At 63.2% G+C, this 24,023-nt stretch carries 23 protein-coding genes and 2 pseudogenes; 9 read left to right on the top strand and 16 right to left on the bottom strand.

The features are described 5' to 3' along the window. Positions 1 to 82: 82 nt before the first annotated feature. From ACO1BU_RS25700 to ACO1BU_RS25645, 12 genes are all read right to left on the bottom strand, one after another. Positions 83 to 997 carry a type IV secretion system protein gene (locus tag ACO1BU_RS25700; RefSeq protein WP_424138824.1) on the bottom strand — a complete coding sequence of 305 codons (915 nt, stop codon included), beginning with the start codon at positions 995 to 997 and terminating at the stop codon, positions 83 to 85. Positions 998 to 1,000: 3 nt separating this feature from the next. Further along, entirely contained in the window at positions 1,001 to 1,261 is a 261-nt protein-coding gene (locus ACO1BU_RS25695) for an EexN family lipoprotein (RefSeq protein WP_424138823.1), read from the bottom strand. Continuing rightward, positions 1,258 to 1,989 (bottom strand): type IV secretion system protein, encoded by a 732-nt coding sequence (locus tag ACO1BU_RS25690; protein ID WP_424138822.1) that lies wholly within the window; start codon positions 1,987 to 1,989, stop codon positions 1,258 to 1,260. The genes ACO1BU_RS25695 and ACO1BU_RS25690 overlap by 4 nt, the downstream gene beginning before the upstream one ends. Beyond that, positions 1,986 to 4,379: a VirB4 family type IV secretion/conjugal transfer ATPase gene (locus ACO1BU_RS25685; RefSeq protein ID WP_424138821.1), complete on the bottom strand. Its 2,394-nt coding sequence runs from the start codon at positions 4,377 to 4,379 to the stop codon at positions 1,986 to 1,988. The genes ACO1BU_RS25690 and ACO1BU_RS25685 overlap by 4 nt, the downstream gene beginning before the upstream one ends. Next, positions 4,372 to 4,746, bottom strand: a complete 375-nt coding sequence (locus ACO1BU_RS25680) for a VirB3 family type IV secretion system protein (RefSeq protein WP_424138820.1) — start codon at positions 4,744 to 4,746, stop codon at positions 4,372 to 4,374. The genes ACO1BU_RS25685 and ACO1BU_RS25680 overlap by 8 nt, the downstream gene beginning before the upstream one ends. Position 4,747: 1 nt before the next feature. After that, positions 4,748 to 5,035, bottom strand: a complete 288-nt coding sequence (locus ACO1BU_RS25675; RefSeq protein ID WP_424138819.1) for a TrbC/VirB2 family protein — start codon at positions 5,033 to 5,035, stop codon at positions 4,748 to 4,750. Then, a complete protein-coding gene (locus ACO1BU_RS25670) occupies positions 5,035 to 5,736 on the bottom strand; it encodes a transglycosylase SLT domain-containing protein (RefSeq protein ID WP_424138818.1) in 702 nt (233 codons plus the stop codon). Before ACO1BU_RS25670 ends, ACO1BU_RS25675 begins: the two co-directional genes overlap by 1 nt. A gap of 30 nt (positions 5,737 to 5,766) precedes the next feature. Next, positions 5,767 to 6,189, bottom strand: coding sequence for a hypothetical protein (locus tag ACO1BU_RS25665; protein WP_424138817.1), 423 nt, complete (start codon positions 6,187 to 6,189; stop codon positions 5,767 to 5,769). A 941-nt stretch (positions 6,190 to 7,130) separates the two neighbouring features. Next, on the bottom strand, positions 7,131 to 8,453 hold the full coding sequence (locus ACO1BU_RS25660) for a hypothetical protein (protein WP_424138816.1): 1,323 nt from the start codon (positions 8,451 to 8,453) through the stop codon (positions 7,131 to 7,133). Next, a complete protein-coding gene (locus ACO1BU_RS25655) occupies positions 8,446 to 9,477 on the bottom strand; it encodes an AAA family ATPase (RefSeq protein WP_424138815.1) in 1,032 nt (343 codons plus the stop codon). Before ACO1BU_RS25655 ends, ACO1BU_RS25660 begins: the two co-directional genes overlap by 8 nt. Before the next feature lie 116 nt (positions 9,478 to 9,593). Beyond that, positions 9,594 to 9,872, bottom strand: a complete 279-nt coding sequence (locus ACO1BU_RS25650; protein WP_424138814.1) for a hypothetical protein — start codon at positions 9,870 to 9,872, stop codon at positions 9,594 to 9,596. A 781-nt stretch (positions 9,873 to 10,653) separates the two neighbouring features. Then, complete coding sequence (locus tag ACO1BU_RS25645) at positions 10,654 to 11,220, bottom strand: recombinase family protein (RefSeq protein WP_424138813.1); 567 nt, start codon at positions 11,218 to 11,220, stop codon at positions 10,654 to 10,656. A gap of 285 nt (positions 11,221 to 11,505) precedes the next feature. Between ACO1BU_RS25645 and ACO1BU_RS25640 the strand changes: the two genes are divergently transcribed. The 4 genes from ACO1BU_RS25640 (at position 11,506) to ACO1BU_RS25625 (ending at position 14,559) form a co-directional block, all read left to right on the top strand. After that, positions 11,506 to 12,576, top strand: a complete 1,071-nt coding sequence (locus tag ACO1BU_RS25640) for a coiled-coil domain-containing protein (protein ID WP_424138812.1) — start codon at positions 11,506 to 11,508, stop codon at positions 12,574 to 12,576. After that, the gene (locus ACO1BU_RS25635; RefSeq protein ID WP_424138811.1) at positions 12,573 to 13,607 is read left to right on the top strand and encodes a hypothetical protein; all 1,035 of its coding nucleotides are present in this window, start codon (positions 12,573 to 12,575) and stop codon (positions 13,605 to 13,607) included. The genes ACO1BU_RS25640 and ACO1BU_RS25635 overlap by 4 nt, the downstream gene beginning before the upstream one ends. Before the next feature lie 305 nt (positions 13,608 to 13,912). Further along, positions 13,913 to 14,191, top strand: coding sequence for a hypothetical protein (locus ACO1BU_RS25630; RefSeq protein WP_424138810.1), 279 nt, complete (start codon positions 13,913 to 13,915; stop codon positions 14,189 to 14,191). Then, on the top strand, positions 14,191 to 14,559 hold the full coding sequence (locus tag ACO1BU_RS25625) for a type II toxin-antitoxin system RelE/ParE family toxin (protein ID WP_424138809.1): 369 nt from the start codon (positions 14,191 to 14,193) through the stop codon (positions 14,557 to 14,559). The genes ACO1BU_RS25630 and ACO1BU_RS25625 overlap by 1 nt, the downstream gene beginning before the upstream one ends. A gap of 206 nt (positions 14,560 to 14,765) precedes the next feature. On the opposite strand, the pseudogene ACO1BU_RS25620 reads toward ACO1BU_RS25625, so the two are convergent. Further along, positions 14,766 to 14,940: pseudogene (locus tag ACO1BU_RS25620) on the bottom strand (IS3 family transposase); the annotation flags it as partial. A 143-nt stretch (positions 14,941 to 15,083) separates the two neighbouring features. Here ACO1BU_RS25620 and ACO1BU_RS25615 point away from each other — a divergent pair. Continuing rightward, a complete protein-coding gene (locus ACO1BU_RS25615) occupies positions 15,084 to 15,899 on the top strand; it encodes a glycosyltransferase family 2 protein (RefSeq protein WP_424138808.1) in 816 nt (271 codons plus the stop codon). On the opposite strand, the gene ACO1BU_RS25610 is transcribed toward ACO1BU_RS25615, so the two are convergent. Continuing rightward, a complete protein-coding gene (locus ACO1BU_RS25610; protein WP_424138807.1) occupies positions 15,844 to 16,893 on the bottom strand; it encodes an SGNH/GDSL hydrolase family protein in 1,050 nt (349 codons plus the stop codon). The two genes, ACO1BU_RS25615 and ACO1BU_RS25610, sit on opposite strands and share 56 nt — an antisense overlap. A 436-nt stretch (positions 16,894 to 17,329) precedes the next feature. Between ACO1BU_RS25610 and ACO1BU_RS25605 the strand changes: the two genes are divergently transcribed. After that, a protein-coding gene (locus ACO1BU_RS25605) for an IS5 family transposase (protein ID WP_424138840.1) occupies positions 17,330 to 18,087 on the top strand; the annotation gives its coding sequence in 2 pieces (ribosomal slippage) (positions 17,330 to 17,644 and positions 17,647 to 18,087; 756 coding nt in all). Here the strand turns inward: ACO1BU_RS25605 and ACO1BU_RS25600 are convergent. Together ACO1BU_RS25600 and ACO1BU_RS25595 are read right to left on the bottom strand one after the other, a co-directional pair. Further along, positions 18,080 to 19,432: pseudogene (locus tag ACO1BU_RS25600) on the bottom strand (IS5 family transposase). The gene ACO1BU_RS25605 and the pseudogene ACO1BU_RS25600 overlap by 8 nt on opposite strands. Next, entirely contained in the window at positions 19,407 to 19,541 is a 135-nt protein-coding gene (locus tag ACO1BU_RS25595; RefSeq protein ID WP_424138806.1) for a hypothetical protein, read from the bottom strand. Before ACO1BU_RS25595 ends, ACO1BU_RS25600 begins: the two are co-directional and overlap by 26 nt. A 393-nt stretch (positions 19,542 to 19,934) precedes the next feature. Between ACO1BU_RS25595 and ACO1BU_RS25590 the strand changes: the two genes are divergently transcribed. The 3 genes from ACO1BU_RS25590 to ACO1BU_RS25580 all read left to right on the top strand — a co-directional run bounded on the left by ACO1BU_RS25590 (position 19,935) and on the right by ACO1BU_RS25580 (position 23,710). Beyond that, the gene (locus tag ACO1BU_RS25590) at positions 19,935 to 21,074 is read left to right on the top strand and encodes a tetratricopeptide repeat protein (protein ID WP_424138805.1); all 1,140 of its coding nucleotides are present in this window, start codon (positions 19,935 to 19,937) and stop codon (positions 21,072 to 21,074) included. Between the two features lie 113 nt (positions 21,075 to 21,187). After that, positions 21,188 to 22,228, top strand: a complete 1,041-nt coding sequence (locus ACO1BU_RS25585; protein WP_424138804.1) for an IS110 family RNA-guided transposase — start codon at positions 21,188 to 21,190, stop codon at positions 22,226 to 22,228. A 366-nt stretch (positions 22,229 to 22,594) separates the two neighbouring features. After that, a complete protein-coding gene (locus ACO1BU_RS25580; RefSeq protein WP_424138803.1) occupies positions 22,595 to 23,710 on the top strand; it encodes an IS110 family RNA-guided transposase in 1,116 nt (371 codons plus the stop codon). The last annotated feature ends 313 nt before the right edge of the window (positions 23,711 to 24,023 follow it).

The raw sequence follows: 24,023 nt of genomic DNA, 5'->3' as shown, positions 1-24,023 counted from the left end.
CCGGCAGGCGGGCGGCGGGGTGTGGCCGGCGCAGGCGGTTAGCGCCAGCATCGCCACGAGGATGGCAGAGCGGATCATGCAGCTAGCTCCCGGAGGCATGGCGGAACGGGCGAGCGACAGCGCGGCCCGCACCGGAGGCAAAGCGGCCGACATAGCCGGCCCCGACGACGGCACCGGCGCTGACACCGGAACCAATGGCAATGAAGGCGGGCAGGACGATCATCAGGGCCGCCCCGATCCAGTAGACGGCCGTGATGCTCCCGAGCTGGGCAATCATCGCGTCGACGTTTCCGGTCGGCGCGGTGCCCAGCGCCCGCATCCTGTCCGTGATGATGACGAGGACGATGCGGAGGAGGATGGAGGACGTGATCTGCAGGACGATCAGACCGACCAGCTTCCCGATCCACTGTTCCACGAAGCCACGCGTGGCGCTGAACAGGAAGAGAAGGGCGAGGAACACGCCCAGGCAGATCACCACGGCCATGAACACTCTGGCGATCAGCCAGACGAGAAAGATGGCCCCGAGAGCAATGAGCATGGCGGCGGCGAGCACCCACGCCACGCCACGCTCCGGCATCATCGTCCAGCCAGTAGCCTGGCCAAGCACGATGCTGGTTGCGTGGAGGGCCGCCGACCACAGCAGGTCAAACTGCGTAGCGGACGAGATGCCAGATCGAGGGCCACCAAGCGCCGCGGCGACGGTGTTCGGCAGGTCCGTAAAGAAAAAATCGCGGACGTAGTAATTGTACGCAGAGGCCTGCAGGAGTTGCGTGATCACCAGGGCCCGAAGCGCGGCCCTGGCGGCTTCCCCGACGTCTGTTTTGCCGAAGACGGTTAGGAACGCGAAGCCGAGGACGTAGAGAGAGAGGGCAAGCGCGATCTGCCCCCTCATGTTGGACAGCCCGCTTGAGATAATGGCGTCCATGCTGGCGATCAGCATGCCGTCCATGGAGGTAGCAAAGTCGGTAAAGATTGTTGGCAGCGCGGGCGTCGCCATGGGTCAGGTCCGCCGCAGGTAGGAGGGCAGCTCGCGCTCAAACTGCGTGGGGGCGCTGGGAAGGGGGCGCCCAAGCCGCCCGCGCGTCTGGGCCGCCCTCGCATTGGCACACTCATCTGAGCGGGACAGACGGGCATCGTCACCGCATCGGCGCAGCCAGGCGGCCCGAGCCGCTGGGTTCTGCTGGAACCAGGGCACGTCGTAGGGATCGGCCATGGCCGGCCCGGCCGTAATGGCGAGGACCAGGAGGAGAGCGCGCTTCACCGGAGGCTTCCCGTGATGGGGGCCGTCATGGCCTTCAGTTCATCGGCGCTCTGCCGCTGCCGTTGTTCCTGCCGCTGATCGGTCACACGATTATCGGCCACCACCATGGCCGAGATGTTCTGAAACCGGGCCTGATGGATCGCCAGGTTCTGCTGCTCAATGGCGATCAGGCCGTTGACCGCGGCGACCTCCGTTCCATCCTTCGCGGCCTCCAGGCGAGCCCGGAGGAACGCCAGGTTGGCGAGGCGCTGATCCGCCTCAGCCATGCTCTCAGCGGCCAATGCCTGGGCGTTAGCAGTGACCATGGAGCGACGGTTCTGCTCGGTCTGCCAGGCATCCGGCGTGCCGGGCGTGGCGTAGAGCTGGTTGCTGCCAAGGAACCGTTCGGCACCGCTCAGCGCGCCAGGGACACCGCCATAAATGCCGCCCTGAACGGCAGAAAGTCCTTCGGTGATGGCGCTGTTGGGGGGCAGGTAAGACCGGCTTACCCCGCCCAAGGCGGAGACGACGCCGCCGAGATCGGTCGCGTGCGCGATCGCGTTGTAGGTGGTCACGGCCTGCTGGTATTGCGCCTGCATCTGCTGAAGCTGCTGGAGACCCTGCTTCAGGGACCGGGCCGCCTCGAGTGCACGGGCGGTTATGCTCGCGCCGTCTGTGACCGGGATCTGCGCATGGGCCGGCGTCGCCATAGCCAGGACAGCGACCGTCGCCAGAAGTGGGTACTTCATGCCGAAGCCTCCTCGTATCGGGTGCGATAGACCGGCCAGATTGCGGCCGGGTCGGTAGTGCCGAGCTCCTGGCCGATACGCTCCCAAAGGGCCGAGCGGAGCGGGTCGGCGGACAGGATCGCGATGTGGTCGGGCAGGGCGCCAAGGGGCGCGCGGGCGACAAACGACCCCTCAGGGCGCTTCACCAGGAACGTCCCTTCTCCCAGGGCCCGCATTTTCCCCGTGATCTGCTCGATCTCGCCGTCGGAGCAGTGGAGGAGATCGCGGTAGGCCGCGTCATGGGCCTCTGGGTTCGGGAAAAGGATCTTGGTCGGGGTATTCGTCAGGAGAGTTCGGCCGGCCTCGGTACGGGCCATGTCCTCCGGCTTGTGCGCCGCGAGCCACAGCAGGCCGTTGCCCTTCCTCAACTCGCGGGAGAATGCGTCGAAGCCCTCGGCAAAACCGCTGTCGTCGCTCGGCAGGTAGGAGGCGGCCTCGTCGACGAGCACCGCGCCACGCACGCCCCGGCCGACCTTCTCCCGAATGCGGAAGAACTGGTAGGCGGCGGCCGGGATCCGAATGGTGGCCATGTCGTCGGCCAGCAGCTCAGTGTTGTCGATGCCGACGATTCCGGCATCCAGTCGGATCAGATCCTCATCCCCGTCGAAGGCCCATCCCAGGGCATTGCCGCGGCACCAGCGCTCCAGCCGGGCGCCGGTGCTGTCCGCGCCGTGGTCGAGGAACTGCCGCAGGCCGCCCAGGGACCGCATCTCTGGCGGCCTCCGCATGAGGAAGGCGATCGCGTGGCGGAGACGGTCGGTCATGTGCGGGGGCGGCTCGCCGCGCCCGTCCAGCATGATCAGACCGAGAACGAACTGGGCAAGCCAACTCCGGGCCTCGTCCGTGTCCTGCAGGGCCTTGAGCGGAGCCATCCCGCTTCCAACCCCGCGCCGAACCTTGGCGTAGTAGCCACCGCAGGCGCGCACGGTCAGCTCGTTCGAGGCATCCTTATCGAGGATGACGCAGACGCCGCCCTTCGGCGCCAGCACCTGCTCCAGCGCCACTGCCACCAGGCCTAGGAAGGTGCTCTTCCCGTATCCGGTCGGCCCGAGCATGAGCGTGTGACCGACGCGCCGGATATGGGGGTCAAAGTCGTGGGCCGTGTGCCCTTCAGTCACCAGCCGCAGAAGCGGCGCCCCCCACCAGGGGCGCTCCGCTCCCTTCGGAAATCCCGCGCAGGAGGAGAAGGAGAGGAAGTTGAACCCGTGCACGCCGCCATGCCGGGCGAGGGTTGCCGCCGGGGCACCTGGAACCTGGGCCCAATAGGACGGGAAGCACCCCAAGGCTTCGGGGATGGCCGCGACGTTGCTGCGCTCCGTGAGGATGCCGGCGACCTCGCCGACCGCCTCGGATAGCTCCTCCTGGGTGTCTGCATGGATGGCGAGGGACCAGTGGTGATCCCCCATGACAGACCGGCCGCTCTCCACGGCATCCATGGCCTCGTCCAGGCCCTCGGAGATGGAGTGCGCCCGGTCCCGTGCATTGGCCATCTGCCGCTGCGTGCGCGCCATCTTGCCAGTGGCAGCGGCAGCGGACTGGAAAGCGAACCTGTTCGTGAGCACGATGCGGCGCCGCACCGCTAGGAGGCCGTCGAGGATCCAGGGGCGGGCGACCTCGGGATAGTCTCGCAGTCCCATCATGAGAGCGAAATGGCTCCGACCAGGCGCGCGGATCTCCACCCCGGCGAGGCCGCAAATCACGCGGTCCGTATAGATCGCGCTGGCAAGAGCACCCCGCACCTCCGGCACCGGCGACCAGCGGCCGTACATGACAAGCCGAACCGCCTCTCCAATCTCGGAGAACGGAGCCCCATTGGACCAGCGGCGGCCGAGGACGCGGGGGAAGTACGCGCGCAGAGAGCGGAGGATGACAGCAGCCCGGTCGCGCACCTGACGCAACAACGCGGGGTCCACGTCCTGCTCCCTTCCGAGAAGGCGCGAGAACTTCGCCAGGGCACCAGAGACGAGCCGCGGATGAACGATGATCGACACCAGCCATTCACGCGCGAGAAGGTCGCGGTCGAGGGCCGCGTGATAGGCGTGGATCAGTTCGCGGGCATACAAGGAGCGGAAGGGGCCAGGGGTGAAAGGCTCAACCCAATCGTGGCAGACATGATGCTCCAGGATCGTCACATTGGTGTCGTAGAGCGCGCGTAGGGTCGAATGGCGCTCCCGGCGGGCCGCATAGCGCGCATCCTCATCGAGGAGCGTGAGGGGCCGCCCGTCGAGCCGCAGCACCATCATCAGGGAACCGTCCTCGAGTTCCACCACGTTGTCCGTGACGTGTCCGAGGATCGGCAGAAACTCGTCCGCCGGCTTGTCAGTGATGGTGAAGCGCCCGTTATCAAACACGCGGGTTCCTCCGCTTAGGAGCTGCACGGCTAGCAGGCAGGGGGGAGAGGGACGGCGCGCCCAACCGCAGAGGATCGCGCAGCAGGGCGCAGCACCTCAGCCATGCCAGGAATACGTTGGCCCCGAAGGGGTCGCGGGCGATGGCCAGCATCGTGAGGAACCAGACCGGCCCCACCACGGCCAGCGCCCACCCCAGCCCACGCCAGCCCGTGACGTTGGTCTGGATCAGGTAGGCCAGGGCTCCGAGCGTGACGGCCAGAGGAAAGGGCAGGCCTAGGAAGCGTGCCGGCCGGGTCGCACCGACCGGCACCGCATCCTCACGGATGCGCCGCGCCTCCGCCGGGTGAAGGGGGAGGGGCGCCCGCATATCAGATGCCAAAGAAGCCGGCGATGGTGGCGTAGTTGGCGGCGATCAGGCCGCCGACCGCGACCATGGCCACCGTCGCGAAGCTGAAGCGAAACATGAGCAGGGCAATGGCTACGCCAATCACGCCCGCGCTGATCGCGACCCGGACGATGTTCGTAATGACCCACTGGATCAGGCTGGAAAGCTGGCCGCTTCCGCCGCCCGCAATCTGCGCGAACGCTGGCTCAGAGGCCGAGACGAGGACGAGTGTGGCCACCGCCGCGAGGGCGAGGGTCTTCTTGCTAGACATTAGCGAGGCTCCGCGGGGGGCTGGTTGAATGCGACGACGGACGGGGCCCCCGCCCCGTTCGGCGAAGAGCGGGGCGCGGTCTTCGACACCGCACGCCGCGAGCAGCTCTCGTGAGCTTGCATGGCCCAACCATCCCAAGGGGCAGGCGCAGGACCGCACGAGGCGATGACGACAGGAGAGAGCGCAGGCTCTGCAGGAGGAAGAACCGGCGAAGCGGGCGGAGCAGGTAGAACACCGAGCGATGCCGCTGCGGCATCCACGCGCTCCGGATAGCCGTTTGTCCCGCTCTCTCGCCGGCAGTCCGGACGGCCGGTGTTGTAGCGGCACGCGGCCCGGCGCTCGATCTGGAACGCCTCACCCAGGATACGGGCGCCTGCACAGATATTAGCCTGGGCGTCGAAGACCGTTTCCGGCGTCAGACCGTAGGCGGACCAGTTGCGGTCCGTGATCTGCATGGCCCCGGCATCGATCCGATGGCCCAGGGCCAGAAGCTCTCGCGCCTTCGCTACGGCGGCTTCGCGCGTGGCCGGAAAGTAGCTGCGTCCGGTTTCGTTATCTCCGATCGCGAGAGGCCGGAGGCCGCTTTCAGCCTGGGCGGTCGCCAGGGTCCGAGCAGCAGGCGCTTCCTTCGCCACGGGATGAAGGGCGACGCAGGCAGCCAGGTGAGCCAGGAAGGCCGCGGTGGTCAGGGGGTCGCTCATACGAGCCCCCAACCGATGCTGGCCGTGAAGTTACGTCGGCGAGATCCGAGGCAGCGAGTACTGAGCCACCACGTTGTCAGTGTGGCGCACCAGGATGATTTCCCCTGCGTAGCCGAGATCAGTCCAGATCCATGCGGCCAGTCGTGAGAGGTCTCGGAAGGATCTGAAACCGCGCCCGCGATACCGAACGATGCCGGTCCAACCGCCAGGCAGCCACGCTGCAGAGAAGTACGGGACGAACTCGGTGCCGGACGGGCCGGTGACGGCCAGGACCAGCACACCGGCCGGGGCGCCGTGCTGCACGATGCCGGCCCGCAGCTCCCCCTCAGGTATCGCGCCGTCGATCCCCACGTCCGCTGACTCGCACCCCCCCAGGTCGTCCGGGAAGATGTAGCCGGCCAACTGCTCGGGCGTAACCGCCGGCTTCGACGAGACCGGGTCGGCTTCGGGCATGCAGGGTCTCCTGAGCCCTCAACGGGCCGGTTGTAGAGATCTTGGGGAGGATGCGCGGGAGCGAGCATTTTGCCGCCTGTGCTGTGGCGTTCTGCCAGTCCCGGTTGCGGGACAGCTAAGGTCTAAGCGGCAATGCAATTGTGCGATAGTGTAAAATTGCGATTTTGCACGTCGATGAGAACACGAGATTGCGAGAGCCGGGGTAGGACCCAAACGGGCAGGATCCAGACCCCTCAGGAGGCTCCGCAGGCCGCGGAGACAGGTCTAGAGGGGGAGGGGCAGGGGGATGGCCTCAGAACGAGCCAGGCAGGCCCCAGGAGCCAAGTGTGCGCCCTAGCAAACCCCCCAGGACCCGGGATCCCTCGCGACTTGAAGACGCCTCCGGGCTCGTTCGCGCGTAGATTTCAACCCAGCGAAGAATGAGGTTCGATGGCTATTCGCCTTCAGCGTGGGTCGGTGTACGCCGCGTAAAATAACTAACAGCTTGAAAATTAAAGATAATTTCCAATAAATCACATCAATTTTGCTGCGAAAAATGATAAGAACCGAGGGCTCTCCCCTGGGCAAGAGGTGTCGCAGGATGCCGATAGACCGCCGAGGCTGAGTAATGTCGGGCAGAAAATCCCTTCCCCCCCCTTAGTCCCTCTGTCAGAGGTCATCAGTGTAACGGGACCAAGAGGGTACATTCCTGTATAGTCATGTACCTCTTGTAAGGGAAAGTTATCCACAGGCCGGAAGGGGCCATTTTCCTTGTATGAAGGGGGTTTTCGAGAATTCATTGCGGAACCCCAGCGTGGGTCGGTGTACGCTGGTTCGTGGGTCGGCGTACGCCGCTCCGTGGGTCGGCGTACGCCGCTCCGTGGGTCGGCGTACGCCGGAATTCCCCCCTCTCATGCCTGCTAGGAAGCTCATCACGCGTGGGTCGACGTACGAACCGGAATTTAGTCTTTACAGAAGCTTAGCTGGTTTTTTGTGCTTTTTTTAGGCCGCCGTAGCGCTCTGGTCGGTACGGCAGGCACCTCAAGTCCCAGCACTTCTTGCAGCTGTTTTTCAGGAGGTCGCGCGGGGCCTGTCTTCGTCCGCGTGACGATTACCGCCGGATCGTCGTGGGGAGCATCTGCCACCTCTTCGATATGCCAGCCGGGCAACGCCTGGATCTGAGCGAAGGCGCTATTCCTGAGCGTGGCCCGGTTGTCCCGGATCTCCTGCAAGAACTGCTCCCGCGCATCTCGAAGGGCCTTCGCCGCCGCGTCGGGATCTCTACGCGCCAGACGCTGATCGAGCGTCGGCTCTGGGTGGGGGCCCCAGATCACTCGCATGATGGTCGCCAGTTTGATGGGCTTGGATACGACCGGCCTGGCCCCGCGTGGCTCTCGCACGATCGATGATAGATACCGGTGCACCAGCCTAGCGGGCTCCCCGTCCAGAGAGAATCGCTGTTGGAGGTCAACGCGCACAAAGAACCGCTGCAGATCCTGGTCGACGGGCGGTCTGCCCCTTCCCTTCGGCGTCTTGGGTGGCTCCCAACCAAGGATCACGCGAGCCATCCGCTCCGAGAGAGTAACCCGGAGGTTTTTCGGGGCCTTCTCCCCCTTTTGGCTGTGCCAGTCTGCAGCTTCAGGCTCTTCGATGATGCTGTACGAGAGTAGGCCCGAGCTGCCCTCTCGCCAGCGCCTGTTTCCGTTCAGTCCGGAGACGGAATACTGAATCGACTGGAGGCGCTCTAGGCTGTCGATGAGATCCTCATAGTCGCGACCCGTCGCTTTTCTTCCTCGCCACGCATTGATCACTAGGCCTTGCGGGACGCGGACCAGGTAGATGTCCCCTCGAAGACTATCCCCTTCTGTCCGCATGACGCTGACTGCATCCGCGAACAGCCGACTGCCGTCCCTCGCATCATCGCGCGCCGACCGGCTGCCGCCGATGAGCCTCCTCGGCGCAGCTTTTGTGCCAGCCATCCCTGCTAGGGCCATGAGCACAAGGAGCAAATCCTCCTCACGGGCACCCATGGGTAAGCTCGTGAAGCCGACCTTAATCGGACCGAGCTGCGGATCATCGATCTCGATCTCGTCGGCCGTGGCGGCGCCACCACCCGTGCGCATCATGTCGGCGACACTCTGCCGCTTGCTGCTAGCCCCGTGACCGAGAGGCCGGAACACGGCCACACGCGATAGCGCGACGTCGCTCATGGCATATCTCGTGAGGCGCCACCCTTCAGCCTTCGGCCTGCCGCGCCTCTTGGACTCAGAGGTCACCTCAGCCATGGGCGCCCTCCCCGCGGTAGGGGCGTCGATTACCTCTAGGCGCGGGAAGCTCTTCCATCACGGGCGGTGTATCGCGGCGGAGCTGCACGCCCTCGCGGCGCAACCAGATAGGCAGCCGCGAGGGCGCGTAGTTCTGTTTCGTCCACTCAATCTTGACCCAGGAGAGCCGTTCCTCCGCGTCCTTCTGACCATAAGCCTTCTCCGCTTCATCTGGCGTCATGGGCCGCATTGAGAGGCGCCATCTTGCATTGTCCGAGATTGCGGAGGCTCCTCGACCAGCCCCAGCGTCATCCCCCTTCGCCACGTGATGCAAGAGCACCAGTGCGCAGTTCGACGCACCGGCAATTCGGTTCAACCCGCTGATAAGCGGGCCCATATCGCTGTTCGAGTTCTCGTCCAGGCCGCATGGCCCGGTCAGAACGGACAGCGTATCGACGAGAATCAGAGATGCTCCGCTGGAGAGCTCCCTGATCACGTCCAGATCCTCGCCAAAAAGAATCTCTCGCGATCGAGGATCGCGGAATACCGGACGAAGCGCCTTGTCCAGCGCAGGGATGATGTGAATCCACCCCTGTTCCTCAGCGTCGATGATTTCACGCTGGAGGTGAGCAGGGAGGCTCTTGAGGAGGCGCTGATAGCGAGCTGCAAGCGGCACCCGAGCATCCTCAAGGCTCAAGAAGATCACCCGCCCCCGGGTGAATTCGTGATCCGGGAGGAGGCCGAAAACGTCGCGACCAAGGGCTACTGAGATGGCCAAGTAGAGCGCCAGCATGCTCTTCGAGGATGAGCCTCCGCCGACGATAAGCCCGAGAGTACCCCGCACTAAGCCAGGCAGCACATACTCGAGCTTGATGTCGTCTTGCTGAATTAGCGCCTCAGCCGACACCGCCGTCAACAGAAGGGCCTCGACCCGGTCGATCACCCGCCGCCGCCGAGCGATCTCGTCCTTCGTCGGTGGCCGGGTTCCGTCCCCTTTGGAAGAACCGGGGTTCTCCTCGATGGAATCTAGCTTAGAATCGCTCATGCAGGTCGTCTCTTGCTGGTCTAGCGCTAAACGGCACCTGTAGGTCTCCAGGGGTAGTCCACACCCCTGGAGACCATCTCTGGGACGGTCAGCCGCACCCCCCGCCCAGGATCTTGTTAGGTCGGTCTGGCCACCCTGGGCCGCCCCTTCTCAAGCGGTCGCCCCACGGCCTCGCGTGCGGCGCGGGCAGCCTCTTCGGCAGCAGCCCGCGCCGCTATCGCCTCACCTTCCCGGATCGCCTGCGAAGAGAGCGCCTTCAGAAGGGCATCCTCCACGATGTCCATTTGCTCCCGATCAAACAGCACACTCTCCAACCGGACGGCCGCGACTAAGCCAGGCGGCAGCCGAACGCTGAAGACAATGCGCCCGGCATGGGAGGCCTTTTGTCTACCCATTGGGGTTTCCTTCGGTATACCAGTATACTCAAATTATAATGTTATAGGGTGACCGAGGGCTTAACAACCGGGGTCTGCATTGGACTAAGGGGGAGGGGCAGAGCCATGTCCACTCCTCCTCGGGCGACACCAGGTCGTACTGACGCTTGTCACCGAGGGAGCAGAATGTGACCGTTATGGTTCCATACCGAACGGAGCGTACGGCGATGCGCACCACTCTGCTCGCGAGTTTGGCATCCCTGATGGCAGGAGGGTGCGCCCAAGCTCCACGGTTGGAAGTCGTTCCGACCCGCATCATTACTCTTCAAGAGGCTCTGACTGAAGCAATTACTGCCCTCTCGGCTGCGAAGAATACAGCGGAGCACGAGGGCACGGATTTTGGCCTGCGCCCTTGCGAGATGACTGTGAACTTTACTCTCACAACGATAGAGAAAAGCAGCGCGAATACTGAAACCAAGATTGGTGCGGGTCCATCACCGGAAACACCTCTCACTCTCGGCGTGGTCGCAGGATCGACGTCGTCTCTGGAGGGAAACCGGAATAGCCAAGTCACCATCAAGTTCGAATCCGACTACTGCCGCGCGCTCGCAGCAGGTGGATCAGCGGTTCGAGTGACAGGACCCGGAGGACGCCCCCTCACGATCCGAGTGCCCTCAGCCCCTATGGCAGTGGATCCCCGTCTTGGATGGTCTGTAAGCGTCCCCCCAGACCAAGCACGGGCACTCGAAGAGCGCCTCATGCCTCAGCAGCGGTGATGAGGGTGTTTCACGGGGCAGCAGGACTAGCCCGCGCCGATTTCCAAAACTCGGTAGACGCTCGATCGAGCAACATTGAGCTGGCGCGCGATCTCTGCCGGCCGCACGCCCTCAGCTTTCAAGCGGAGAATTTCTTTAGCTTGGCGCATCACCGTCGGCGCTCGGCCGAGGTACTTCCCTTCTCGCTTCGCCTTGGCAATGCCCTCCCTTTGCCGCTCTAGCATTAGGGCTTTCTCGAATTCGGCGACCGCAGAAAGCATCGTAAGCATCAGCTTTCCCGTCGGCGTGTTGGTCTGAACCTCCGCACCGCCCATGCTGAGGATCCGGAGGCCAACAGCTTTCGCTTCCAGCCTCGCCACAATAGCTAGGAGGTCGGCAACTGATCGCGCCAGGCGGTCCGGCTTCGTGACGACCAACACATCGCCCTTGCGGACGAACTGAACAGCCGCATCGAGGCGAGGTCGGACCTGCGCTGTAGCCGACACCTGCTCGTCGAACACTTCATCGCAGCCTGCACCCCGCAGGTCGCGGACCTGCGCTTCCAAGCCTGCAACTTGGTCCGACGTTGAGGTTCTCGCATAACCGACCAGCATCGCTGCACTCCCTACTCAGCCCCGGAACAACGATCCGTCCGGTGTGGCCCTTAGATCCTAGTCGGATTTTGTCCCAAAAACCATAAACCTATCCTTATCGGACGCGAGCTTGGCTCATGCCTGCTGTCCCACAGGGGCAAGCCCTAGCGGGACGGGCTGCGCTCCTGCCCGAAGTGCCTACCAACTTCTTCCCATGTTTTGTTTGTTTGTTTGTTGTTGACATAACAAACAAACCATGCTACTGTCAGCTTACGATTGGCCGACAGATAGAGAGGGCAGGAGGGGATGAGCGACGCTGTTGAGAGGCGGAGCAACGGGCGTAGAGCAGAGGTCTCGGAGGTCGAGATCATCGAGGCTGGTCAAAAGCTCCTCGACGCGGGCAAGCCGGTAAATGGCTGGTCTTTGCGCCGCATGGTTGGCGACCGCGGCAGACCGGCTCGGCTTGATGCTGTTTGGGCAAAGCACGCAGAGACGCAGCGCCATGCGGCGCCTCAGGACGCCGGCGAGGCTGAGGTCACTCTGCCGCCCGGCGTCGCCGAGATGGCGGCGCAACTGCAAGAAGCTCTGTCAGCCAATGTCAACGGACTGATTGTCCAGACCTTCAGGTACGTCGAGAACGACCTGAAAAAGCGATATCACGAGGACTTCGAGCGCCTAACGAAAGAGCGCGCAGAGAATAAGGCGAAGCTGAAGGAAGCCGAGGACTCTATCGAGGCAACTGATGCAGCGACGCGAACACTTGAGCAGCAGGTAGCAGACCTGCGTGACAATCTCACCGCCGCCGGACGCGAGAACGCCGCGCTGCAGTCCGACATCCGCAAGCTAGAGACTGACAGAAGGACCCTCACGGGTGAGGTGAGCGCGTTAAAAGCGCAGCTCAGCGGCTTCGAGAGAGCCGTGCAGGAGGCCCAACAGGCGGCTGCCGTCGCTGCAGTACGCACGCAGAACGCCGAAGAAGAAGCTGCTCGGCTCCGCCAGCAGTTGCAGGATGCTGCGGTAAAAGCAGAGGCTGCGACGGAGTCGAAGCTAGCCGCTGCGCAGGACGCCACTGCTGCGAAAACTGAACTAAAATCAGCCCTGGCAGACGTTGATCGCCTGCGGCACGAACGCGCGGAGGCTTCTCGGCACATCGAAGAGTTGGTGTCGCGTGCCAGTTCAGCAGAGGCGCAAGCCAGTGCAGCTGAAGCCCGTGCGTCAGCTGCCGAAGCCAGGGCGGCGGCAGCTGACGCACGAGCCATCATGCTGGAAGAGACCCTCCGGCGCCCCGTCACGAGCGACGTTGAGCAGCAGGCGGGTGATGTGCCTGCAGCGCCCAAGAAAGCGGGCAGCAAGTCTGCGGGAGTGGCCAGCAGGTGAGCCGCACCATCACCCGCGAGATCAGAACGGTCGCCGCTGGCCTCCAGTTCTACGACCTCCCTGCCCTCGCGGAGGCCCTCCAGCAGGGCGTGCGGCTGCGGCCTCAGCGGGATCCTCATAATCGGGCCGACAGCAATGCGATTTCGCTGTGGCTGGAGCGGTCCGAGGCTGAGGCATGGGACCTCCTCGGCCTTATCGCCGACCCGGATCAGAGTCGGGGCCGATGGATGCTTGGTCACATCGAGCGTGGCCTCGCCGATCTAGCTCCCCTGCTGGACGAGGGACTTCAACTCGACATCTTCGTGGCTGGCGGTGACCGGCGCGGCGCCTGGAGCGTCGAACTAAGGCTAGAAGGCCCGGCGGCCGAGCGAGTGGCGGCGTCACGGGCCGCCCAGGAGGCTCGCAATGAAGCTATGGGGCGGCAGGTTACCGAAGCGCGCGACTTCCACGGGACGGCCGAGTACCTATCCTCAGCTTTCCCCCTGGAGGGGTGGGACCGGATCACGGTCCGCCGACAGATCCTAGAGCGCGGGACCCTGTCTCTGGCAACGCAAGAGAAGGAGTTGCCGGTCATACGCCGTGACCCCGACCGGCGGCCGTGCCCTGGTGACCTATGGGAGCAGGCCTTGCGCGACCGCCGCATCGAGACCGCGCGTGAGGTTTTTGTCGCCCCGGTGCTGGAGCACCGGGAGGAGCAGCGCCGCAGGCGCACCCTGCGGCGGGAAGAAGCTCTGAAGGCTGAGACGGCGGAGCTGGTGGCGCAGGCGGAATCGACGGGTCGCGGGGTGGCCCTGCCACGCGGAGCGGAGCCATACCTCCCTACGACGTGGCTGACGCGCGCCGACGTCGAGGCGCGGGGGCTTCGGCCGGAGCGGTGCCGCATTCTCGGCTGGACGCCGACCGCCCGAGGTATCCGCCAATTCTATGCTCCAGAGATCGATAAGGCACGGTTGGAAGAGCAACGCGAGGCACGTCGCCGACGCCGTCAGCGGACGCATCCAGTACAGGACACGGGCCACCTATCCGTCTGACCCATTTCCTTCCAAGCCCACCCGCGCGCCACCCCGTCCCCAGAGTCCACGGGGGGCCGAGCCGCCCCCGACCCCATTAGGGGGAGGAAGGGGGCGGCGAGACACCCGGTGGACCCCTGGGAGCGGGGCTCGCCGAGAGCGACGTCGCATCTAGCGCTGCACACTGCGGCCTCATACTAACCGCCCTGGTAGATGACCTCTCAGGGTGGAGGACTGACCAGGGCAGGCCCGGGAGCGGAAGCGGTCCACCCGAAACGGGCGACATTTCCCAGAGCGGACGCTATGCTGCTCTCTGGAGGTTCCGCATGGGCGTGGTCCAGCTATCTGACGAGCTACAGCGCGTGATTGAGCGGCAGGTCGCCGAGGGCAGGGCCAGCAGCCCGACGGCGTTCCTGGAGGAGGCCGTCATGCGCCTGGTCGCCGAGACCAGCGCGGAGGAGGACGAGGTCCAGCGGGCTGTCCAGAATGGCTCGGCCGACATCGAGGCCGGTCGCTACCGGACGGTGACCGGTCCGGACGACGAGCGCCGGTTGCGGGACGACATGATGACGAGGCTCCGCTCCCGCCTGCCCTCCGGCGGGTAGTGGCCTATCGTCTCACCAGGACGGCAGAAGACCAGATTGACGCCCTCCTCCTCGACAGCGCCCGCGATCATGGTCTGGAGGCAGCAGGTCGATATGGCCAACTGATCCTGACCGTCATGGCCGCCCTGGGCGAGGAGCCGCATTTGATTGGCTCCGTCGAAGTGCCCCGCCTCCTGGGTATCTGCGCTTACCCGACCCGCCTCGCCAGACAGCGCGTCGAGCCTGCGCGGCGCGTCGCCAGTCCTCGGCACCTCGTTATCTACCGCTTGGCCGCGGATAGCGTGGTCGAGGTCCTGGGCTTGGTCCACGACCGCATGGTGCTGTCCCGCACCGCCCGAAGGATCGTTCGGACCACTGACAGAGGCTGAGAGGGGTGGGAAGCAGACTCTCGGCGGTACTGTTGCGGCCACGGAATTTCAGTCATCGGTCGGCACGGCCCGTCTTGAGCGAAGGCGTCCCACCATGAAGGGAATTGCGGACGTGAGCATAATACCGCCCATAGCCGTCCTCCCCGATGTCGTCTTTGTCCCTACACACTGGCTGCTTACACGATCATGGTCCGAGAGACCGGAGTGGCGAGCCCCGATGTCGGCCAGTCTGGTCTGTACTTGCAGGTGCGCTTCGGAGAACGGGTTGTCGTCGCTGACGCGCGGCCAGCTGTAGGAGGCGATGACGCCGAGGCGCTCGAGGGTGGCCTTCATGGTGGCGCCCTTCATCGGGCTGCCGTTGTCAGCGTGCAGGACGAGGGGCAGGTGAGGCTGACCTGACCCCGTAGAAGCGGTCCACCGATGCGTGCGACCGATAACCCGTTCGGCCTTTGCCCTGAGGCAACATTTATAGTAGTCTGAGCCTTGGCTTGTACCAGCGATTGAGCCGAACAAAGAAGGTGCTTATGCTTGGGATTGGAATTGTAACGTACAACCGCATAGAGCGCCTCCGCGAGGTCATTGACGCGGTTTTAAGAAATACAGCGCACCCATATTGTTTGATGGTCGCTGATGACGGAAGCAGTGATGGGACCGTCGAATACGTTATCAAAAAAAAAGTTCCGGTCGTTGGGCGGATCAATAAAGGCATAGCTTGGAACAAGAATAGGGCCTTGTACACGCTTCGGAACTACGCTGGCGCAGAAAATATTATAATTCTCGAGGATGATACGCTTCCGAACACTTTTGGATGGGAGCAACATTGGCTCGAAGCCGCGCGGAAGTCAGGCTATAGCACTTACGCCCACCCGAAAATGCGAGATCAAATCATTGCAGGCTCCGGAACTGTTGAAGATCCCTATGCGTGCATAGGGATCACGTCCCAATGTTCGGTCGTTTCGATGTGCGCGTTAGACACCGTGGGATATTTCGATACGCGATTCAAGGGATATGGTGTAGAAGATGGTGAGTGGTCCACGCGTTTGCGTGGGAGCGGTTTTGGAACCGTTAAAGTTCCGAAAGAAGATGGCAATTACATTAAAGCTAATGTGATGATTGACGGAGGCGTTCATACGCTTGATGTCGCTTCTTACCGAAACAACGATGAAGTCACAAAAAATCGAGATGTCTTCAAAGCGGTGAGAAACGACCCAATTCCGCGAAATGCTTGGCAAAATGACACAGAAAAAGATGATCTTTTAGCCGAGATAGAATCAGGATTAATTATTACTCCATTATTTGTGAGATCGATTGGAGAGCGTGGGCAATTAATCGGCCCTTGAGGGCATGTCCCCTTCGGTTCAAATGAGTAGCGTCAAAGTACAATCGATTTTTCGCGGCAAATTGATAGTCGCCAAAATATCTTCTTATATCTAGCAGCGGAAGACCTTCATCTGAAGCAATTTCTCTTATTGCGTCAGCATATTTGACCTGCAACTCTTCAGGGACCAAATCTGCTTTACGTGCAATAGGCGTGCACAGAATAATATCAGAGGTCTGTCTGTGCGCTTCGATTACTTGTGCATTTTGTAATTTAAACTCATCCAGTGACGTATTAACCATATCGTTAGTCCCAAGGTCAAGTATTACTATATCTGGCTTCATGGCAGTGACAGCCCTCCTCGGAGACCACGGATGAGTTTCTAGGTTCGCGGTAGCTATCCGAGCGCCACAGATTCCAAGATTCCATATATCAAATTTGGCTTTATGTCTCTCTTGAGTGGTCCACCCCAGTATCCCCACAATTCCTGTCTGATCGCAGCGTTGAATTCTAATGTTGTGGATCTCGATAGGTAGTGAGATAGTCTGTTTTATCATGGCGCGATCGCCGCGTGTTGAGAACGTTAAGGCTTCCGCCGGACATCCCCAGTCAAGCTGAAAGTCCCCGTTCGTAACGTCTTGAGTGTGCCAGATAGTCAGCGTGTCAAAGGGAATGTCTGAATTGAACAGCAAGGGGTGTTTCGTAGAGCTGTTCTGAAAGTAGCCTCCGCCCGGACCTGAGCTACCGGCTGACCAGCCATCTTCCATGACGACCCGCCGATCATAGTTGTAGTACTCGCTTCCGGTTCCCGCCGCACCAAACACGCCAACTTCTTGGGCCGGAATCCCATAGGCACATAGGAAATCGGCGCATAGGCGCGGTGGTGCAAACGATCGCGCGTCTTTCAAACCACGCGCCCCAGACCCGGCTCCGTGACCGGCTTGATTGCTGTCTCCAACGACTGCGATTGTCCCAGAGCGACGGCCAGCACGCACGTCGTTGATGACTGTTGCCATATGTATGGCGCTGGGTACAGAAAGGTTTTTTAAGTAAGGAGGATGCACTGCTCAATCGATCCTTCATGTATGCAGCCAGCGGCCAGCTCGGTGTCTCAACAACCGCGGGCGGTACAGATGGTACAACCCGTTAGGCATTGAAGCTCCTATGGCGGTCAAGAGGCCGCTGGCCCGGTTCCGATGCTCCATAATGGTCAAGGGCTCGTGGGCGCTGAATGTTGGGCGTTGGCCGGCGGCAGAGAGGTTCTGTCAACTCTCGCGCCAGAGAGGCCAGGATTGGCGAGGAAGGGACGGGGTGGATTGAATGGTCCCGCCCCCGTCTCTGGTCCGGGGTCTAGGTAAGTTCTCAGGCTAGGGTGTGTCCTCAGATGAGGGATTCCCAGAACGGTTCGGGGGTGATTCATAAGGTGCCGGCAAGCTGTGGAGCGACCGGCGAATACGGCGATACGCGTTGCGTGACGACCAGTGGGCCCGGATCGAGGGCCTGCTGCCCGGCCGGGTTGGCCATGTCGGCATGACGGCGCGCGACAACCACCTGTTCGTCGAGGCGGTGCTCTATCGCTACCGTGCGGGTATTCCCTGGCGCGACCTGCCGGACCGGTTTGGTTCGTGGAAGGCGGTGCATACACGCTTCAGCCGCTGGGCCAGGGGCGGCGTGTGGGAGCGCCTGCTGCTGCATCTCGCGGCGGATGCGGACACGGAATACGCAATGCTCGACAGCACGGTCGTGCGTGCTCACCAGCACGCCGCGGGGGCGCCCAAAAAGAGGGCGGCGAGCAGGCCATCGGACGTAGCAAAGGTGGCCTGAGCACCAAGATCCACGCTCTTGTGGATGCGCTGGGCAATCCCATTGGCTTTGCTCTGACCGGCGGCCAGGCCCATGATCTTGCCGGGGCTGACGCGTTGCTGCCCGATATGGCGGCCGATGCGCTGATCGCCGATCGGGCCTTCGATGCCGACGCACGCGTGTTGGAACCCCTGGCCTCGGCCGGCAAGGCGGCCATCATCCCGCCAAAAGGGAACCGAAAGCTGAAGCGGGACTACAATCGGCATCTCTACAAGGCGCGGCACCTGATCGAGAACTTCTTTGCCAAGCTCAAGCAGTTCCACGTCATCGCGACGCGCTACGACAAGACCGCACGCAACTTCCTCGCCGCCATCCACCTTGCCGCAGCCTACGTCTGGCTCATCTGAGGACACGCTCTAGATGCCGTAATGGGCCGGCCGCCTGGGCTTGAGTTTGGATAAAACTGGCGAGGATGGCGGCCAAGAAAGCCCTCAGGTGGGCGAGGATCTTGCGGATGTTGTGGCCGCAGCCGCAGAGGACGGCGAAGAGGGCATCGCCGAGGGTGCCCTTGAGGGCACAGCGGGCGAGACGGCCATCGGTCTTCATGTGGCCGATCTCGGGCTCGATGGCGCTGCGGCGCCGGAGGAGCCTGGCCAGCCTCGGCGTCAGGCCGCGCCGTGTACCGCTGATGAGTACCTTGGTGCCGTCGGCGCCATGGCCGCGGTAGCCGCGATCGACCACGGCGAGGCTGGGACGCTGGTTGGTCAGGGTCTCGACCTGCTGGAGGGCGTCGGCGAGGGTATGGCCGTCATAGGGATTGCCGGGCATGGAGCGCATGCCGACGACAAAGCCCCCGGCGAGCGTAGTGGCGATACTGATCTTGGTTCCGAACTCGTAGCGCACCCTGGCCTTGCCCTTGGAGATGCAGTCCACCTCCGGCTCGTGCAGGGCGTAGATCTTGTTCGGGGCTTTCGGCGTCTGCCGCAGCAGGCGGGTGACGAGCGCGATGCGTTGCTCGATCCGCGTGCGCAGCCGCCCTTCGGGGACGGCGCCGAGCTTGCGGCCGATGTCGCGCAGGACGCGCCCCGTGTAGCCCTTGAGCGTGCGTAGCGCCTTGCGCATGCGCCGGAACTGGCGGGCATGGGCGTGCCGCCCGACCCGGGCGGCCAGGCGCGGGGCCAAGCGGTTGTAAGTCTAGCGCAAGGTGATCCCGGCCCTGCCGGCCAGCGCCACCAGGGAGCGGCGGGCCCGCTCGTAGAGGCGGCTGTCGGTCGGATGAGCGATGGCCTTCTCCATTACCGTCGTGTCCACCGCGATCTCGGACAGGCTGCGCGGCGTCACGGCCCCCGCGGCACGGCCCGCCTCGATCGTCTTGGTCAGCAGCCACTCCACGCCCTCCTCGCCGATGCGGCCGCGCCAGCGGCTGAGAGAGGAGGGGTGAATGGGGGCGCGGTGCTGGAAGAAGGTCTCGCCGGTGAAGTGCTGGAAGTACGGGTTCTCCACCCAGCGGGCGAGGACGGCCTCATCAGAGAGTCCGTAGGCGTGCTGCAAGTACATCAGCCCGGCGACCAGGCGCGGATGGATGGCTGGCCGCCCCTCGCCAGCCGGGAAGAACCCGGCCCACTCCCGCTCGAACCAGGACCAGTCGATCAGCGCTGCCAGCCGGACCAGCTCGTGCCGCCCATCGATCATGTCGATCAGGCGTGGGCGTAGCAGGTCGTCCTGCTCAGCCGGGCGGGAACGGTGCTTCATGGCCGGCAGAATCGCAGGCTTTGCCGCTTATTCCAACCAAACCCTGCAATTCCAGCACCCCAAATTCCGAGCTTTCCTGCCCCAGATCAACAGGTTGCTGGTTGTTCAAGGCCGACTAGTTAAGCCTGGTTGGCGAAGGCGTTCGGGGTCAAGTTCCCGGTCGTGTCCCAGGCAGTGGTGTAGGAGCTTTAGCTCCTGGCGGGTTAGGCCGCCGCATCAGGCCGGCACGGCCGAGAGCCTGACATGGCCAGTATCGCTGACTACGGCGATGGCACTCAGCACTTTGCTATCAGAGCCCTTGTGCTTTCGAGGCCACCGCATAGTTCAGCAACCGCTCTCCACTTTTCTAGGGCAAGTCCACTTGCTGGTTTTTCAAGGCCGACTACCGAGACGGGTCGCATCGCCTCTCTGATAAATTATCTGTACCTTCGGTCAGTTAGTACTTTATGAGCCGGGTATAGTCTTCTAGAAGACTTGGGCGCGGGTGAGGGAAGTTGGGGTAATGGCGGTTTTCGGCCCTGAGATCGTGTTTGATTCCGATCTTCTCCAAGCCGTCTATGAGCCGCACGGCTCTAAACTTCTTCTAATCACCTTCGCGCCTTTTCGCTTTAAGCTTGCTCCCTTGGATTTTTGGGGCAAGAAATTCGCGTCTAATGCAAAAATATCGATCCTTGGTTTTGTAGCGAAGACCGAAAACTGGTATCCACAGTCAGCGATGAAGGCCGCGATTCACGCGTCCCTTCCCAGAATCGCCCGATACAGGGAGGTGGTCACCTATGGTTCCTCCATGGGGGCCTACGCCGCGTTAAAGTACGGAGCGGCCTTGAATGCGGGCACGGCGGTAGCTTTCGCTCCGCAATATTCGATCGATCCAGACGACGGAATTCAAGGCTCCGAGTTCACGATGTTTTTCCGGAGGGAACTCCATCTAGGCATGCGAATTAGCCCGGGTGATGCTCCTTTTAACTCGTTCATTTTCTACGATAGCGCGCTCCGTTTTGATGATCTGAGTGCAAAGGCCATCCAGCAATCGAATTCAGGCGTTAAGCTTATCGGCCTGCCTTCGACTGGCCATGAATGCATTCGAATGTTCGCTAGTACCGCGCTGACATCCAATCTGCTCCACCTCTGTGTGAAGCGTGATGAAGTAGAGGTGCGGCGCCTTGTGCGCCAAGTGCGCTCAACCTCGACGGTGCGTATGGCCGGACTTGCCCGCCGGCTTGTGTCCAGAGACCTCGATGGAGCTATGGAGCTAGTTCACCGAGGTGCTGGCGCATTTGCAGACCGCGAACTGGGCAATTTCCTCAATGATGCGTCTGTCGCGTACCTAAGGCGTGGGGACGTGAATCATGCAAGGAACATCGCGATGAGGGCACACGCCTTAATTCCAAGTCGAGCTACCTACATGCGCACGCTGGCCGCTATCGAGTTGGTGGCGCAGCGACCGGGCGAAAGTCTCCGATGGGCCGAGAAAGCCTTAAAACAATTGCCGAACGATGTGGGAGCAATGATAGCCGCAGCGCGGGCCAGCATCGCTCTGCAAGATCGTGCAGCTGCGCTGAGGTGGACAGTTGCTGCACGTGGACTGGCCCCGAACGAGGGGCGTCTTCCTGCGATCATGGCACAGATCGAAAGCTTGTAACGGCGTTGTTCTAGATCCCGTAATGGGCCGGCCGCAGCAAGGCGGTGAGGTGTCCTTCTCTCGGTTGTAAGTTTGGCTAGGGCCGGGTGGCCTTGGCACCAGGGAGGATGGTGATGGACTATTTCGTCGGCATCGATGTCTCGCTTGAGCTTTCCAGCCTGTGCGTGGTGGATGCCACAGGTCGGATTGTCCGTGAGGTGAAGGTTCGGAGTGAGCCTGAAGCGCTCAATGCCTTTCTCGCGCAACTCGGCCTGCCGCTCGCACGTGTGGGGCTGGAGGCTGGCCCGCTGTCGCAATGGCTTCACGCCGGCCTGGCCGCGGCCGGCCATGAGGCGGTTCTGCTGGAGACCCGCCATGTGAAGGCGGCGCTCTCGGCCATGACGGTGAAGACCGACCGCCGGGATGCTCGCGGCATCGCACAGCTCCTGCGCATGGGCTGGTACCGACCGGTGCATCGCAAGTCAGTCCCGGCACAGGAGATCCGTGCCTTACTGGGAGGCCGGAAGCTCTTGCAGAGCAAGCTCCACGATGTGGAGCTTGCGATCCGCGGCATGCTGCGAGGGTTCGGGCTCAAAGTGGGTAAGACAACCCCTGCCCAGTTCGGTGGTCGCGTGCGCGAGCTGGTAAGCGGGCATACTCTTCTAGGGCAGGTGGCTGACCCGATGCTCAGGGCGCGCGATGCGCTCCGCGCCGAGTATGCTGCCTTGCACAAGCAGTTGCTTGCCCTCGTGCGAGACCACCATGTCTGCCGGCGGTTGATGACAGCACCAGGGGTCGGGGCCGTCGTGGCCATCACCTTCATTACCGGCGTCGACGATCCCGCGCGGTTCACACGATCAAAGGCGGTCGGGGCGCATTTTGGACTGACGCCGAAGAGGTACCAGTCGGGCGAGACGGATGTTGCTGGCGCGATCACCCGCGTCGGTGATGCCTCCGTCCGGGTTGCCCTCTACGAGGCGGCCAACGCCATACTGACCGGGCGAGCCCGGTTCTCGGCCTTGAAGCACTGGGCGATGGAGGTGGCGAAACGCCGTGGCATGCGGCGCGCCAAGGTTGCCTTGGCAAGAAAGCTCGCGACCGTGCTCCACCGCATGTGGGTTGATGACACCGAGTTCCGCTGGAGCCGGGAGGCAGCAGGCCCGACCACTGCCTGAGAGGAGAACACGCGCGTTTGGAGGAGGGCCAGCTCGGGCGCCCTGCTCCCTTGAGGTCCCGTCGCCGGGACGCGGAAGCGACGAAGCCGCACATTTGGAAGTGGCCCTGCCTGCGGGCGAGTACCACGCGTCTCTAGATCGGCTCGTCGGTTCCCCCTGACAGGATGATGTGGCGGCCCAAAGCGCCGACCACGGACAGAAGACTGGATCCGGCGACGTGGCACCACAAAGGGATTGACGCCGAACGGCCCATTACAGAAGACCAGATGTCCGTCTGAGGCGGGGGTGGCCCGCCTCGAACTGTGCAGGATGATCGAGGGTTGCGCCGGGTGGGCCGGCGCCTTGCCTCAGCACAGGAGACGGGCCGTGGGAGAGCTTATCACCTTTGTCGGGCTGGACGTGCACAAGGCGACGATCGCCGTTTGTGTCGCGGAGGCCGGCCGGGATGGCGAGGTTCGGTTCGTGGGGGAGATCCCGAACGAGCGGGTAGCGCTGGACAGGCTGGTGGCCCGGCTTGGCCGGGGTGGCCGGACCCTGCGCTTCGTCTATGAGGCCGGCCCATGTGGTTATGGGGTGTACCGGCACCTTCGCGACCGCGGCCATGACTGTGTTGTGGTCGCGCCGAGCCTGATCCCGCGCAAACCCGGGGAGCGGATCAAGACCGACCGGCGGGACGCGACGGCACTGGCCCGGCTACACCGGGCTGGCGAGCTGACCCCGGTCTGGGTGCCCGACCCAGAGCACGAAGCTATGCGGGACCTGGTCAGGGCGCGGGCCGACATGGTGGAGGCGCTCCGCAAGGCACGGCAGCGGCTGATGGGGTTCCTGCTCCGGCACGGACGGAGCTACGACGGCAAGCGCTGGACTTGGCCGCATCGCAAGTGGCTGATGGAGCAGACCCTTCCGCACCCTGCCCAGCAGGTCGCCTGCCAGGAATACCTCGATGCGGTGAACGAGCTGGAAGCGCGCATCGAGCGGCTCACCGGCCGCATCCGCGACCTCGTGCCCTGCTGGAGCATGGCGCCGGTGGTCGAGGCGCTGCAGGCCATGCGCGGCGTCTCCCTGATCGTCGCCTCGGCTCTGGTGGCCGAGGTCGGCGACTTCCGACGCTTCGACAACCCGCGCCAGCTCATGGCCTATCTCGGGCTCGTGCCATTGGAGCATTCCAGCGGGGCCAAGCGCCGCCAGGGTGCGATCACCAAGGCCGGCAGCCCGCTCGCGCGCCGCATGCTCGTCGAGGGCGCCTGGACCTACCGGCTGCCGGCCAGGGTGTCAGCGCAGATGAGGCCCCGCCTGGCAGGCCTGCCGCAGGAGGTTCGCGACACTGCCTGGAAGGCACAGGTGCGCCTCTGCGCCCGGTACCGGCGCCTGCAGGCCGCAGGCAAGCGGCCGCAGGTGGTGGTCACGGCCATCGCGCGCGAGATAGTGGGATTTGCTTGGGCCATTGGTCGAATGGTCGCGCCGCCTACGGCGGCTGCTTGAGGTTCTTGGCTACAGCATCAGCAGGATCAGCAAGGGAGAGAACACCGGCACAGACGAGACGCTTGGGCGAGGAGGTGGAAACGGTCAGGGGAACCCTCGACGGACACTACGGGGAGGCTTCGTACCGATCCCCGCCTCTAGACAGAGGCAGCCCCGCGACGACCATGGTCATGCGGTACCCAACCCGCGCATCAGAGCTGGATCAACCGTCGCTCGTTACCCGCCTCCTCACCCAAGCGCCTCTGCTTCGAAAACAACGCCTGCACGGCGAACGGTGATGCGCGCCTACCCCTTGAAGGGACGGACATCAGAG

Source organism: Roseomonas chloroacetimidivorans (genome assembly GCF_049629625.1).
Lineage (GTDB): Bacteria > Pseudomonadota > Alphaproteobacteria > Acetobacterales > Acetobacteraceae > Roseomonas > Roseomonas chloroacetimidivorans.
The sequence above is the reverse complement of the archived record's forward strand: the minus strand, read 5'-3'. Positions and strand labels throughout refer to the sequence as shown.

What these genes read in the sequence shown, in the direction of transcription:
- ACO1BU_RS25700 (WP_424138824.1), bottom strand. Translation starts at nt 997, where the DNA reads ATGGCGACGCCCGCGCTGCCAACAATCTTTACCGACTTTGCTACCTCC.
- ACO1BU_RS25690 (WP_424138822.1), bottom strand. Translation starts at nt 1,989, where the DNA reads ATGAAGTACCCACTTCTGGCGACGGTCGCTGTCCTGGCTATGGCGACG.
- ACO1BU_RS25680 (WP_424138820.1), bottom strand. Translation starts at nt 4,746, where the DNA reads ATGCGGGCGCCCCTCCCCCTTCACCCGGCGGAGGCGCGGCGCATCCGT.
- ACO1BU_RS25675 (WP_424138819.1), bottom strand. Translation starts at nt 5,035, where the DNA reads ATGTCTAGCAAGAAGACCCTCGCCCTCGCGGCGGTGGCCACACTCGTC.
- ACO1BU_RS25670 (WP_424138818.1), bottom strand. Translation starts at nt 5,736, where the DNA reads ATGAGCGACCCCCTGACCACCGCGGCCTTCCTGGCTCACCTGGCTGCC.
- ACO1BU_RS25665 (WP_424138817.1), bottom strand. Translation starts at nt 6,189, where the DNA reads ATGCCCGAAGCCGACCCGGTCTCGTCGAAGCCGGCGGTTACGCCCGAG.
- ACO1BU_RS25660 (WP_424138816.1), bottom strand. Translation starts at nt 8,453, where the DNA reads ATGGCTGAGGTGACCTCTGAGTCCAAGAGGCGCGGCAGGCCGAAGGCT.
- ACO1BU_RS25655 (WP_424138815.1), bottom strand. Translation starts at nt 9,477, where the DNA reads ATGAGCGATTCTAAGCTAGATTCCATCGAGGAGAACCCCGGTTCTTCC.
- ACO1BU_RS25650 (WP_424138814.1), bottom strand. Translation starts at nt 9,872, where the DNA reads ATGGGTAGACAAAAGGCCTCCCATGCCGGGCGCATTGTCTTCAGCGTT.
- ACO1BU_RS25645 (WP_424138813.1), bottom strand. Translation starts at nt 11,220, where the DNA reads ATGCTGGTCGGTTATGCGAGAACCTCAACGTCGGACCAAGTTGCAGGC.
- ACO1BU_RS25640 (WP_424138812.1), top strand. Translation starts at nt 11,506, where the DNA reads ATGAGCGACGCTGTTGAGAGGCGGAGCAACGGGCGTAGAGCAGAGGTC.
- ACO1BU_RS25630 (WP_424138810.1), top strand. Translation starts at nt 13,913, where the DNA reads ATGGGCGTGGTCCAGCTATCTGACGAGCTACAGCGCGTGATTGAGCGG.
- ACO1BU_RS25615 (WP_424138808.1), top strand. Translation starts at nt 15,084, where the DNA reads ATGCTTGGGATTGGAATTGTAACGTACAACCGCATAGAGCGCCTCCGC.
- ACO1BU_RS25610 (WP_424138807.1), bottom strand. Translation starts at nt 16,893, where the DNA reads ATGGCAACAGTCATCAACGACGTGCGTGCTGGCCGTCGCTCTGGGACA.
- ACO1BU_RS25590 (WP_424138805.1), top strand. Translation starts at nt 19,935, where the DNA reads ATGGCGGTTTTCGGCCCTGAGATCGTGTTTGATTCCGATCTTCTCCAA.
- ACO1BU_RS25585 (WP_424138804.1), top strand. Translation starts at nt 21,188, where the DNA reads ATGGACTATTTCGTCGGCATCGATGTCTCGCTTGAGCTTTCCAGCCTG.